10 protein-coding genes and 1 riboswitch are annotated in these 14,308 nt (G+C 36.9%); of the genes, 3 read left to right on the forward strand and 7 right to left on the reverse strand.

All coding sequences use genetic code 11. The features are described from left to right. From ACFVT8_RS06415 to plsY, 7 genes are all read right to left on the reverse strand, one after another. Positions 1 to 1,456: GerAB/ArcD/ProY family transporter (locus tag ACFVT8_RS06415; protein ID WP_387082758.1), on the reverse strand; the 1,456-nt coding region annotated here is incomplete at its 3' end. A 194-nt stretch (positions 1,457 to 1,650) separates the two neighbouring features. After that, positions 1,651 to 3,381 (reverse strand): GerAB/ArcD/ProY family transporter, encoded by a 1,731-nt coding sequence (locus ACFVT8_RS06420; protein ID WP_387082759.1) that lies wholly within the window; start codon positions 3,379 to 3,381, stop codon positions 1,651 to 1,653. 38 nt (positions 3,382 to 3,419) lie between these two features. Continuing rightward, entirely contained in the window at positions 3,420 to 3,653 is a 234-nt protein-coding gene (locus ACFVT8_RS06425) for a hypothetical protein (RefSeq protein WP_387082760.1), read from the reverse strand. A 3-nt stretch (positions 3,654 to 3,656) separates the two neighbouring features. Next, a complete protein-coding gene (locus tag ACFVT8_RS06430; protein ID WP_387082761.1) occupies positions 3,657 to 4,856 on the reverse strand; it encodes a Ger(x)C family spore germination protein in 1,200 nt (399 codons plus the stop codon). A 14-nt stretch (positions 4,857 to 4,870) separates the two neighbouring features. Further along, positions 4,871 to 6,418 (reverse strand): spore germination protein, encoded by a 1,548-nt coding sequence (locus ACFVT8_RS06435; protein ID WP_387082762.1) that lies wholly within the window; start codon positions 6,416 to 6,418, stop codon positions 4,871 to 4,873. A gap of 132 nt (positions 6,419 to 6,550) precedes the next feature. Next, complete coding sequence (locus tag ACFVT8_RS06440; RefSeq protein ID WP_387082763.1) at positions 6,551 to 6,841, reverse strand: HesB/YadR/YfhF family protein; 291 nt, start codon at positions 6,839 to 6,841, stop codon at positions 6,551 to 6,553. Positions 6,842 to 6,859: 18 nt separating this feature from the next. Continuing rightward, on the reverse strand, positions 6,860 to 7,462 hold the full coding sequence (gene plsY, locus ACFVT8_RS06445) for a glycerol-3-phosphate 1-O-acyltransferase PlsY (protein WP_387082764.1): 603 nt from the start codon (positions 7,460 to 7,462) through the stop codon (positions 6,860 to 6,862). 685 nt (positions 7,463 to 8,147) lie between these two features. Between plsY and parE the strand changes: the two genes are divergently transcribed. The 3 genes from parE to ACFVT8_RS06460 all read left to right on the forward strand — a co-directional run bounded on the left by parE (position 8,148) and on the right by ACFVT8_RS06460 (position 14,308). Next, complete coding sequence (gene parE, locus ACFVT8_RS06450) at positions 8,148 to 10,124, forward strand: DNA topoisomerase IV subunit B (RefSeq protein WP_387082765.1); 1,977 nt, start codon at positions 8,148 to 8,150, stop codon at positions 10,122 to 10,124. Next, positions 10,121 to 12,553, forward strand: a complete 2,433-nt coding sequence (gene parC, locus ACFVT8_RS06455; protein ID WP_387082766.1) for a DNA topoisomerase IV subunit A — start codon at positions 10,121 to 10,123, stop codon at positions 12,551 to 12,553. Before parE ends, parC begins: the two co-directional genes overlap by 4 nt. A 213-nt stretch (positions 12,554 to 12,766) precedes the next feature. Further along, positions 12,767 to 12,876, forward strand: a riboswitch (TPP riboswitch). A gap of 436 nt (positions 12,877 to 13,312) precedes the next feature. Beyond that, entirely contained in the window at positions 13,313 to 14,308 is a 996-nt protein-coding gene (locus ACFVT8_RS06460; protein WP_387082767.1) for an ABC transporter substrate-binding protein, read from the forward strand.

Here is a 14,308-nt window from a genome sequence, read left to right on the forward strand (position 1 = left end):
TCTGAGTAGAGTTTTCGTCATTATTATTACTTTCACTCTGTGAAGAGTTTCCACCATTGTTGCAACTATTACTCTGAGTAGAGTTTTCGTCATTATTATTACTTTCACTCTGTGAAGAGTTTCCACCATTGTTGCAACTATTACTCTGAGTAGAGTTTTCGTCATTACTACTATTACTTTCACTCTGTGAAGAGTTTCCTCCATTGTTGCTACAATTACTTTGAGTAGAATTACCGTTATTACTGCTACTATCACTTTGAGTAGAATTACCGTTATTACTACTACCTGTACCTTGTGTAGCATTTCCGTTATTATTACCATTTTCATTCTGTGTACTACAATTACTTTTTGTATTATTACCTTGATTCCCGTTAATTTTACGAATTTTCGCGACAAGTAGTAAAACTAATGGTAATAAGATTGCGAAAAAAAAGGAAAAAATAGGCCAGGTTTCTTTATTGTAAATATCTGAATGAATGATACTAGGATGAACAATTTGTGAAAGTCCAAGGATAATCATTCCGAATGGAAAAATGAGCGGTCGATGATTTTTAATTTTACATATTTGTGCGATGCCGATGACCCCAGCGTAAAAAAACATAAAAGTTTTAATATAAATTGATATTATCCACATGGCTGCCATAATAACTTCAATACGCTGCAAAAAATTCCCGATTGAAATTCTTTGCGCTAATGAATAGCTAGGAAATGTCCTAGAAGCAGTATTTTCCGGACCTAGGACAAGGATAGCAAGTGAGATGATAGCAATTAAGACAATCCCTCCAAGAATTGTGCCAATGTAAAAAGCTTTTTGTGCTGATTCATGGACGTTAACAGCAGAAGGAAAAATCATTAATAATATGACAAGTGGGAATGAAAAAATACTCATTAATCGAATAGTACTAAAGAATAATGATTTTGCTGGTGCTTCCAGTATTGGCTGTAGATTTTCCATATGGACAGATGGTGAGATACAAACTACAAATAAAATAAAAATTAAAATAAACATTGCGAATAGTATTTCTGCAGAACGAGCAAAAACTTCAATCCCTAGAAATGCTGCATAAATAATGATAATACTGAACAGAAAAGCAAAGGCCATCATAGGTGTTTCTGGCATAATTTCTGTTTTCATGAAAATGCCAATGAAATATAATAATTCACCGGCAGAAAGAAAGGATAGAATAATAAAGCCAATTGAAGTTATTTTTCCGAAAAAGCGACCTAATATCTTTTCATTAGCCACTACAAATGTAAGGGTAGGTGTCCGTTTTCCTAGAGTAACGAAAAGCTTTATTAAGAGTAAACTTAAAACGACGCTAATGATCGCTGCAATCCAGGCATCTTGTTTTGCCTCACTTGTTACGCTAGCAGGGCTAATTAAAATAGCTGTCCCAATTGAAGAGAGAAGGGTAATGATCATAAATTGTCTTGAACTAATTATTTCTTTTTCCATATGAACGCTACCCCTTTTCTCTTAACATAAAGTTCTTTATTATTCTGTCAGGGAGACATTTAAATCTTTAATTGGTAAAAAAATAAAAGTAAGTAAGTCTAGTGTACTTGGAATTTTAATTCTTAATAAGACCACAATATTTAATGCAGAATAAAAAATTTGGAATCATTTGATTCCTTTTTTTTGCTTTGCTGTTATCTTTCGGGAGAATCTTTATTTTTATCGCTGTTTGGAGTATTCCCGGTATCGCTATCATTCTGTGTAGTATTGCTTGAAGCGTTATCAATTTTGCTCGGTAAAGGATTTTCACTATTACTGCTACTATCACTTTGAGTAGAATTACCGTTATTACTGCTACTATCACTTTGAGTAAAATTCCCGTTATTACTGCTATTTTCATTTTGAGTAGAATTACCGTTATTACTGCTACTATCACTTTGAGTAAAATTCCCGTTATTACTGCTATTTTCATTTTGAGTAGAATTCCCGTTATTACTGCTACTATCACTTTGAGTAAAATTCCCGTTATTACTGCTACTATCACTTTGAGTAGAATTCCCGTTATTACTGCTATTTTCATTTTGAGTAGAATTCCCGTTATTACTGCTACTATCACTTTGAGTAAAATTCCCGTTATTACTGCTACTTTCATTTTGAGTACAATTATCGTTTTTACTATTACTTTCACCTTGTGTAGCATTTCTGCCATTGCTATTAATATTACTCTGTGAAGAATTATCGTTATTATTGCTATCTGTACCTTGAGTAGAATTCCCGTTATTACTACCACTTTCATTCTGTGTATTACAATTACTTTTCGTATTATTTCCTTGAGTACCATTAATTTTGCGAATCTTCGCGACAATTAATAAAACTAATGGTAAAAAAACCATGACAACTAAGGAAAATATAGGCCATGTGTCTCTATTGTAAATATCTGAATGAATGATATTAGGATGAACAATTTGTGAAAGTCCAAGGATAATCATTCCAAGTGGAAAAATGAGCGGTCGATGATTGTTAATTTTACATATTTGTGCGATGCCGACGACTGCAGCGTAAAAGTACATAAAAGTTCTAATATAAATTGAGATAATCCACATGGTTGCCATAATAACTTCAATACGCTGCAAAAAATTCCCGATTGAAATTCTTTGAGCTAATGAATAACTTGGAAATGTCCTAGAAGCTGTATTTGCCGGACCTAGGACAAGGATAGACAGTGTAATGATAGAAACTAAGACAATTCCTCCAATAATTGAACCAACGTAAAAACCTTTTTGTGCAGATTTTTGGACGTTAACGGCGGAAGGGAAAATCATTAATAATATGACTAGTGGGAATGAAAAAAGACTTATAAATCGAATCATACTAAAGAATATTGATTTTTTGGGCGCTTCCAATATTGGCTGTAAATTTTCAATCTTGATGGATGGTGAAATACACACTACAAATAAAATAAAAATAAAAATAAATATAGGAAATAGTATTTCTGCAGAACGGGCAAAAACTTCAATTCCGAGAAATGCAGCATAAATAATAATAATACTGAACAGAAATGCAAAGGCCATCGTAGGTGTTTCTGGCATAATTTCTGTTTTCATGAAAATGCCAATGAAATATAATAATTCACCTGCTGAAAGAAGGGCTATAAGAATAAAGCCAATCGAAGTGAATTTTCCGAAAAAACGACCTAGTATCTTTTCATTAGCCTCTACAAATGTAAGGGTAGGTGTCCGTTTTCCTAGAGTAACGAAAAGCTTTATTAAGAGTAAACTTATAACGACACCAATGATAGCTGCAATCCAGGCATCTTGCTTTGCTTCAATTGTTACACTAGCAGGGAGAATTAAAATGGCTGTTCCAATTGAAAAGAGAAGGGTAATGATCATAAATTGTCTTGAACTAATTATTTCTTTTTCCATATGAACGCTACCCCTTTCTCTTAACATAAAGTTCCTTATTATTTTGTCAGGGAGACGATTAAATCTTTAATAGGTGAAAAAATAAAGGTAATCAAATCAAGTGGGCTTGGAATTTTGATCCTTAATGAGACCCCAATATTTAATGCAGCGCCGATCAATAAAAAAATCGAAAAAATAACAATCGTTTTCGTTTCTTTATTTTTTTTTAATTTTGGAATGAAGGAAAAGGCAATAACAGCAGAAATAATTAGTATGAATATCGTCATAATCATGGCTTATTCTCCCTTCGTCTTATTCACTAATGAGTTTTCCATCGTTCCTAATCCTTGTGTGTTAACATGTACTTTAACTTTAACTGGTAACTCTTGAAATATCGTTAGCCAGTCTTTTTTGATTTTTTTCCACTCTTTAGGATTTGTGCGATGAAGTTCTTCACCAAAACCAAAAATATCGACCCGGTAATTTTGTTGAACTGAACGGATTGTTTCTTCGATTTGTTTTTTTATAAGTTCTTCTGTTTTTTTATTTATTAAGTGTATTGATTTTTCTTTCGTAAGGTCTATATTACATAGAACTTCTCCGACATTTTGGTTAACATCTATAAGAACATCGATTTTTGGAGCTCCATTTTCAAATTTACCTTTTACTTTCGTCTTTGAGTGCGTAATCTCTGTTGCTAACGTACCACCCTTAGGGCAGGCAAGGATTTCAATTGTACTGTCTATTTTGTCCCTTAAAAAACCGAGGCTTCTACTCTCATCTTCCGTTAAGAGCCCAATGAGTTTACCTTCTTTAAAAACAGCTAAGCCCGCATACCTCAATAGCACAGAAGATTTCGATCTTTTAACATTCGTTTGCTCCTTGCCAATATTTTTATCCCCCTGTATTTCAATAGCAGACATGACTACACTTGTTTCTTTAGTATTTAAAGTATTGATTAATTCATCAATTTTAATGGATTCGGTTGTACCCCAAGTTTTCTCTGACGTTTTAAGAGAATTTAGTAATTTATTAGCGGGTACTTTTTCGATAGGTGTTAATACATTTAATACTTCATCGGCAGTCGCGTCATGGGCAACGATGACATCGAAATCATTTCTGAATTCATGATCTCTTGAAATCAAATCTAACGGCTCGTTAATTCCTCCTTCTGCCAATTTGTTGCCGAGCACAACTATTTGCAGATGAGAGAAATAAAGTTTTCTAGCTGTTACTGTTGTCATTTTTCTAATTGCCTCAAAGACCGTTGCCCCTGTTGAATGATAGGTAATAACAGGTGATCGTCCTGAAGAAGGCTGTTTTGAGGAAATTTCACCAGTATCCACAACTTGAACAGTTATTTCGAATTCATTATCTACTTTATCTATTCCTAATGCTGCCACAATTGCTAATTCATTGAGTTCACGCTTACTCCAACAACCACTTAAAAGCAACGTAAGAATCATTAGTAAACAAATTGCCTTAACTTTTGACATGGTTCATTCCTCGTTTACACTTTCGTTTGATTCCTTTTTTTCGTATTAAAATATTTATGACCCCTAACAGTATTTTTTTGACTAATTAAGCGTGGTCGAGTCAATAAAGCTCTACGAGGGAACAACACTAGTGCGTCTTTTTGATCTTGTAGGATTAATGGCCCGAACGGACTTAAATATGGAACACCGAAAGTTCGTATGCTGCACATGTGTAGGATGATGATCATAAGCCCTAACATTACACCAAACAATCCAACAATTGCTGCTAAAATCATTAATGGGAAACGAAGTGCACGAACGGTATTAGATAAGCCATAAGCGGGGAATAAAAAGCTACAAATGGCTGTTAATGCTACAATAATAACCATTACGGCTGATACAATTCCAGCTTCTACGGCAGCTTGACCGATCACTAATGTTCCAACAATGGATACGGCTGGTCCAATGGTTCTAGGCATTCGAAGACCCGCTTCTCGTAATACCTCGAATGCAACCTCCATAATGAGTGCCTCTACAACGGCGGGGAAGGGGACTCCTTCTCGTTGAGAAGCAATACTTATCAGCATAGGAGTTGGTAGCATTTCTTGATGGAAGGTGGTGATAGCTACATAAAGCGACGGTGCCACCAAAGCTAAGCTAATTCCGAAAAACCTCAATAAGCGTACAAGAGAACTAATCATCCAGTGCTGATAATAATCCTCAGCAGATTGTAAAAAGGATGTAAATAGAGCTGGTACAACTAGGGCAAACGGTGAACCGTCCACTAGAATTGCAATTTTTCCGTCTAATATTTCGCCAGCAATAACATCAGGTCGTTCAGAATTATAAATTGTAGGGAATATCGAGAATTTAGAATCTTGAATAAAATCTTCGATATATCCGCTTTCTAAAATACCATCAATGTTGATACGATCTAATCGGGAAAGAACCTCTGCTACTATTTTGTCATTCGCAATGTCGTTCAAATACATAACAGCAACTTCCGTTTTTGTTACTTCACCGACAATACGAGACTTGATCCAGAGATTCGGACTTTTAATTTTTCTGCGGATCAGGGCAGTGTTCGTACGTAATGTTTCTGTAAAGGATTCTCTAGGACCTCTAATGACCGACTCTGTTGATGGCTCCATAACGGCTCTATCTTTTGCACCTTGAGTACTTGTAACGATACCAGTTGAAGATTCATCTAATAAAATGACCGTATTTCCATTCAAAATCGAATTGTACAGTGCTGAAAAATGAAAAATATCATTAACATCGCCGACTGTTAAACAAGAATCTTTTAAATAACGAATAATCTTTTCTACTTCTGCATCATGATTATCCTCGATATCAAACATTATTTTATCAATTACAGCATTAGAAATGCTTATTTTATCGGATAAGCCATCTACATAAATGATCGCTAACGTAAATTGTTCAGCTTTTCCAATGGTAATTTCTCGTATGACAAGGTCATTACTATTCCCAAGAGTGTTTTTGATTATCTTCAAATTTTGTGAAAGAGAACTATATAGTTGGTCATTGTTTTGGGAGGTATCAGTAATTTTAGAAATAGACATGTTCATTCCTCCTCAAGATTTACATAACTATAGAATGTACAATTTTGAGAGAAGATAAACCAAGGTTGGAATTGAATTCAATTCAAATAAAAAAACAGTGTTCCCTTCGTATAAACGAAAGGAAACACTGCTTTATTTTTTATACTCATATTTTAATTCGTCATTTGTGACATCCACATCTACATGTAAATTGTGATCATTGAAAAACCATAAATCTTTTTCATCAATATAATAGGTAACATCATCAATAACTGTCTTTACACCAATGTTGATTGGTTCTTCACGTGTCATACCAAGAGAAAAGCCTTCGTGAAAAGGGCTGGAACCTCCATATCTAGCATAAAAACGAATTGTATCTCCGGATTCTACTTCCATCTCTTGTTTGAACCATTGTAGGGCTTCATCTGTTAGTACGATATTCATTAGAATCTCCTCTTTCCGTTACAGCCATTTCACCTTTGGCTCGGTACCATTTTTAATGCGGGCAATATTTGCTCGGTGACGATAAATGATAAAGGTAAATAAACATGCTACTAAAATACCTAACGCAAAATCACCTGTAACAAAATAATAAACGATTGAATAAATAAGTGCTACTAAAGCGGCAATCATGGAAGTTAAACTTACAATCTTCGTTATTTTTAATGTTACAATAAAAGCAATAAATAGTAAGACAAATAGTGGCCATGAATAACCTAAGAGAACTCCTGCTGATGTTGCTACAGCTTTTCCTCCACGGAAACTTGCAAAAATCGGGAACATATGACCAATAACGGCTATTAGTCCAAGAAGTAGCGAGTGAATGGAGACATCAGAGAATATAGGAAGAGTTACAAGTAATACAGCTGCTGTACCTTTTAAGACATCCATAATCGTTACGACTATTCCTGCTTTTTTTCCTAAAATACGAAAGGTATTAGTCGCACCTAAATTACCACTTCCGTGTTGACGAATATCCGTTTTATAAAAAATTTTGCCTATCCATAATCCTGAAGGGATCGAGCCGATTAGATAAGCACATAAAATAATAAGTCCATTTAGCATAGCTGGACTCCTTTCATTATCACTTGGTACTAATAATATGTAACAAATATTCTACACTTTTTCTCTACAATCTACAATGTCATGAAGGATATTTCTAAGTGAATCTTGAATTCATTACAAAAGATAACTATTTTTCAAAGGTTTTTCTATGAATTTTAATGTAGCTTAGGCTTTTTGACATGATTCGTTGAGTCAGCAAGAAAGCCCTTTCTAAAAATATAGGTAGAATGGCAATTTTGTCAATCACCCATTCCTTTGGTAGAATAGAAGTCTATCTTTAATTTCTAGAGTAAGCTAGTATGAATCTTCTTTAGACAGAAGAAACCCATTTATTACTGCACCTGTATATTTTTCAGAAAATATTCAAATGCTTTTGAATGTAAGTTCGAAGCCTTCAGCGATTAGTAACGTTTTGAAAAAGAGTATGACCAGAAGTTAGTCATTTGTTGTTTTATTTATGCAACTAAAGTTTACTACCCTGCGTCAAGGGAATAGAAGAGTACTTAATACATATTAAAGCAACTATTGCAAACTTTTCTTCCAGTAAAATAGATCAAAATGATGAAGCTGTGAGGAAATTTTAAAAATTTATTGGGCCTGACACTAGATATTGTTAGGAAATGCTATTATTATTAGGAAGAGAACATAAATAGAACATGCGTTTGTTTTTTGGAGGGGAATTTTTTTGGCGAATAAACAGTCACCAAGCGTCTATAATGATGACGCCATTCAAGTATTAGAAGGATTAGAAGCGGTACGAAAACGACCCGGCATGTATATCGGTTCTACAGATGGCCGTGGACTTCATCACCTTGTATATGAAATCGTAGATAATGCGGTGGATGAAGCACTGGCTGGCTTTGGTTCTCATATCATTGTCACTATTCATAAAGATCAAAGTATCAGCGTTCGAGACTTCGGCCGTGGAATGCCAACTGGTATGCATAAAATGGGGAAACCAACTCCCGAGATTATCTTTACGGTTTTACATGCTGGTGGTAAATTCGGACAGGGCGGCTATAAAACAAGTGGTGGCTTACACGGTGTAGGTTCTTCTGTTGTGAATGCTTTATCTACTTTTTTAGAAGTAACGATTCACCGTGACGGTAAAAAGTATCGTCAACGTTTTGAAAACGGTGGCCATCCTGTGACGACATTAGAAGAAATTGGACAAACAAAACAGACAGGAACGCTTGTTCACTTCCTGCCAGATGACACGATTTTCTCTGTTACAAAATACAATTATGATACGCTTGCAGAACGTTTACGTGAGTCAGCATTTTTATTAAAAGGCTTAAAAATTGAGTTAATCGATGAACGCGAGGAAGGCAAAGGTGATGTTTTCTTTTATGAGAACGGAATTGAAGCTTTCGTTGCGTATTTGAATGAGGAGAAAGATGTACTGCATCCAGTAAAGTATGTAGAAGGGATTCAAGACGAGATCGAAGTAGAATTCGCCTTCCAATACAACGATGGCTACTCAGAAACAATCCTTTCATTTGTAAACAATGTACGTACACGAGATGGTGGTACTCATGAAACTGGTGCCAAAGCAGCATTAACACGTGTGTTCAATGAATATGCACGAAAAATTGGTCTGTTAAAAGATAAAGATAAAAATCTTGAAGGGACAGACATTCGAGAAGGCTTAGCGGCGATTGTTTCTGTTCGCATACCAGAGCATTTACTACAATTCGAGGGTCAAACGAAAGGTAAGCTTGGTACGAGTGAGGCACGCTCGGCAGTGGATAGTGTTGTCTCGGAGCAAATTTTATATGTGCTTGAAGAAAATGCTGAATTGTCTGCATCTTTAGTGCGTAAAGCTATTCGTGCGCAGCAAGTACGTGAAGCGGCTCGTAAGGCACGTGAAGATGCACGAAACGGTAAAAAGAGCAAAAAAGGTAGTACGATCCTTTCTGGGAAATTAACACCTGCACAATCTCGAAATGCGGCGAAAAATGAACTGTATTTAGTCGAAGGTGATTCTGCAGGAGGCTCTGCAAAACAAGGACGAGACCGTACGTTCCAAGCGATTTTACCATTGCGTGGTAAAGTCATAAATACGGAAAAAGCAAAGCTTCAGGATATTATGAAAAACGAGGAAATTTCAACGATTATACATGCAATTGGTGCTGGTGTCGGTACAGATTTCTCTGTCGAGGATTCATCGTATGACAAAGTCGTTATTATGACCGATGCTGATACTGACGGAGCGCATATTCAAGTGTTGCTATTAACGTTTTTCTATCGTTATATGCGACCATTGATTGAAGCTGGAAAGGTATTTATCGCATTACCACCTCTTTATAAAGTATCAAAGGGTACTGGTAAAAAAGAAGTGATTGAATATGCTTGGACTGAAAATGATTTACAAAAGGCCATTAAAAAAGTTGGTAAGGGTTACATATTGCAGCGCTATAAAGGTCTTGGTGAGATGAATGCCGACCAGTTGTGGGATACGACCATGAACCCTGAAACGCGTACTTTAATCCGTGTTACGATTGAGGATGGTGCACGTGCTGAAAGACGTGTGACAACATTAATGGGCGATAAAGTAGAGCCACGCCGTAAATGGATCGAAGCCAATGTAGACTTCGGCATGGAGGATGATTCAAATATTTTAGAAAATGAATTCATCCAACAAGAGGAGGACCAAGCATGAGTAGTACGGAAAAGTTTCAAGATTTACCTTTAGAAGAAGTAATGGGTGACCGCTTTGGTCGCTATAGTAAATATATTATTCAAGACCGCGCGTTGCCTGATGCACGTGACGGTCTTAAGCCTGTACAACGACGTATTTTATATGCGATGTTTACAGAGGGCAATACGAACGATAAACCATTCCGTAAATCAGCAAAAACTGTCGGTAATGTTATCGGTAACTATCATCCACACGGTGACAGCTCAGTATATGAAGCAATGGTGCGTATGAGTCAGGATTGGAAGGCGCGTCATATGCTCATTGAAATGCATGGGAATAACGGATCTGTCGATGGTGACCCACCAGCAGCGATGCGTTATACAGAGGCAAGACTTTCTGCTATTGCAGCAGAGATGCTACGTGATATTGGCAAGAAAACCGTTGAATTTATACCAAACTTCGATGATCAGGATATGGAGCCAACGGTTTTACCGGCTCGTTTCCCGAACTTACTAGTCAACGGCTCAACGGGTATTTCGGCCGGCTATGCAACGGACATCCCTCCTCACGCACTCGATGAGGTGCTAGACGGTGTTCTTATGCGCTTAGATAATCCAAATACGACTGTTGATGAATTAATGACCGTTATAAAAGGGCCGGATTTCCCAACAGGTGGTATCATTCAAGGTGTCGATGGCATTAAAAAAGCATACGAAACAGGACGCGGTAAAATCATCGTACGTGCTCAAGCAGTCGTTGAGCCAATTAAAGGCGGCAAAGAGCAAATCGTTATTACGGAATTACCGTATGACGTCAATAAAGCAAATCTTGTGAAGAAAATTGATGAGCAACGTGTGGATAAACGACTTGAAGGAATTGCAGAAATTCGCGATGAATCGGATCGTACAGGCCTACGTGTTGTTATTGAACTGAAAAAAGAGGTTCCTGGACAAGGAATATTAAACTACTTGTTCAAAACAACTGATTTACAAGTAGCTTATAATTTTAATATGATTGCGATCCACAATCGTCGTCCGACAATGATGACATTGCCATTGTTACTGGATTCTTATATTGCCCATCAAAAAGAAGTCGTGACGAACCGCTCTATTTATGATTTGCAAAAGGCTAAAGATCGTTCGCATATTGTGGATGGCTTGATTAAGGCACTATCCATTTTAGATGAAGTCATTGCAACGATTCGTTCTTCTAATGATAAACGAGATGCGAAAACGAATTTACAAGTGAAGTTTGACTTTACAGAAGTGCAATCAGAGGCAATCGTTAGCTTGCAATTATACCGTTTAACAAATACTGATATTACGGAATTACGTGCTGAACAGGAAGAGTTAAATAAATTGATTGCTAAGCTTGAAGGTATTCTTAATAGTGAAGCAAAGCTTGTTCGTGTTATTAAACAAGAACTACTTGACATTAAAAAGCGCTTTGCAGAGCCACGTCGTTCAAAAATCGAACAAGAAATTGAAGAAATCAAAATTACGTTAGATGTCCTTGTGCCAAGTGAAGAGGTCGTAGTGACAGTCACAAAAGATGGCTATATTAAGCGTACATCTACACGTTCACATGCAGCTTCGAATGGTCAGGATTTTGCGATGAAGGATTCCGATTATTTGTTATATGAAGCAAACTTAAATACGCAGCATCATCTATTACTGTTCACAAATCGAGGCAATTATATTTATCAGCCTGTCCATGAACTACCTGATATTCGTTGGAAGGATCTTGGTCAGCATATTTCAAGTATTGTGCCTACCGGAGAAGATGAATCTATTATTGCTGTATATGGTTTTGAGACATTCGAACAGGCCAATACGTATATTTTAACGGCTACGAAAGATGGACAAATTAAACGTTCACCGGTTGCTGATTATGCTGTTACACGCTATTCGAAGCCAATCAAAACGATGAATGTCAAGTCAGGCGATGAAATGATTTTTGCAGGTTTTGTGACGGACGAGGCAGAATTAATGTTAACGACAGATACTGCCTATGCTATTCGTTTCCCAATGGAGGAATTACCAGTAACGGGTGTAAAAACAGGCGGTGTCAAAGGGATTACGCTGAAAGACGGAGAAGCATTAGTCGGCGTTAATGTTTTACCGCCAAAAGACACCGCATATGTAGCGATTGTGACGCATCGCGGTGCAGTGAAGAAAATGAATGTAGCCGAGGTAGAGATGACGAGTCGTGCAAAACGCGGCTTAAAAGTGTTAACGGAATTAAAAGCGAACCCACATCGTATCGTGGCTGTAGTCAAGGTAACTGATGAAGAACAGCTAATGATTGAAACGGAAAAAGGTGTGCAAGAGATCCTAGATGTACAAGCGTTAACTCGAGCAGATCGCCATTCTAATGGCTCCTTTAAAGTAGATATAGCTACAGACGGTGCCATTTCACATGTCTTCGCTGTTAAAAAAGAAGAGAAATAACATTATTAGCCCATGCTCCTTTGAGAGCTGGGCTTTTTTAAAATCAAGAGAAGGGGTAAGTGACAATAAAGTTATTTATTTTTAGGCTCTAAATGATAATGTTAATATTTAGGGATGTTGATGTAATTTTTATGGTAATTCGGCGCTATCGATAAACAGGCCCTTGTCATTTCCGGCTAGATATGGGTATAATAATCACGAAAAGTTCATATGGAAAGAATGTAGGGGGGCTGGTATTGCCAGCTGAGATTGTGTCCGATAGACGCTGACCCTTTGAACCTGATTTGGCTCGTACCAGCGTAGGGAACATCTATTCAAAAAGTAAAAGTTTTTGATATTGATTACAAACGTCTGGGAGGAATCCTAGGCGTTTTTTATGTTTTCAGACTTTTGTTGCATGCACAAAACTAGTATAAACAGGCCATGAATACGCTTTCTTCTGATCAATTATGCCTCGGCATAATTGCGTCCGGAATCGGCTTTGTGCTTGCACAAAGCACTCCTTTCCGATTCCGTGACAACCGCCGGAGGCTTTACCTTCTTTCAGCGGTTATATGTACAAACGATGGAAAGTAGCTTAAATCAGCATTTATATCATTACCTATAGAGGTGGTAGACTTCTGTACAATCTCTAAGCTTTTGGTACAAAAGACATTAGTAGCTAATGTTTCACTTTCGCTACTAAGACATTCGCTGAAAGAAGGTAAACACATTCATCATTCATGAACACTTTCACACTACTTACTTGGAGGATTCAGCATGAAAAAATGGTTATTAATCCTGATGGCTGCGCTTTTAACATTAGTGGGCTGTAGCGAAAAAGAGGCTAAAAAGGATGCAAAAGGATTAAAAAAAGTATCGGTCGTTCTTGATTGGACACCTAACACGAATCATACAGGATTATATGTAGCGAAAAAACTTGGCTACTTTAAGGAACAGGGCTTAGATGTTGATATTTTATTACCCGGCGAAGCGAGTGCAGATCAGCTTGTGGCGTCTGGCAAGGCTCAGTTTGGCGTAAGTTATCAGGAAGGGATTACACAGGCACGTGTGCAGGATGTACCTTTAGTATCGATTGCGGCGATTATTCAGCATAATACTTCTGGCTTTGCATCCATTGCATCAAAAGGCATCACATCACCAAAAGATTTTGAAGGCAAAACATATGGAGGCTGGGGTGCACCGCTTGAAAAGGCTGTACTACAATCACTTATGCAAACAGAAAATGCGGATATTAATAAGTTAGATATAATCAATGCTGGCGACATAGATTTCTTCACAATGATGAAAAAAGATATTGATTTTGCGTGGATTTATTATGCATGGACAGGTATCGAAGCAGAACTACGTGGCGAAAAACTGAACATGCTATATTTAACAGATTATAGTGATCAGTTAGATTATTACACACCAGTACTAGCTACAAACGAAAAAATGATTAAGAATGACCCAGAGACAGTAAAAGCATTTGTCGCTGCTGCAGCAAAGGGCTATGAATATGCGATAAAACATCCAAATGAAGCAGCTGATATTTTACTAGAAGCGGTACCTGATTTAGATAAAAAACTTGTGCATAAAAGTCAGGAATGGCTAGCGGATAAGTATCAAGACGACGCTGCACAATGGGGCGAGCAAAAGCTAGCTGTCTGGGAAAATTACGCGAAATGGATGGCAAACAACAAAGTTTTAGAGGGCGAATTTAACGCCAAACAAGCATTTACAAACGACTTTTTACCGAAAAAGGAGACAAAGTAG

Source organism: Lysinibacillus sp. NPDC058147 (assembly GCF_042884205.1).
Classification (GTDB): Bacteria; Bacillota; Bacilli; order Bacillales_A; family Planococcaceae; genus Lysinibacillus.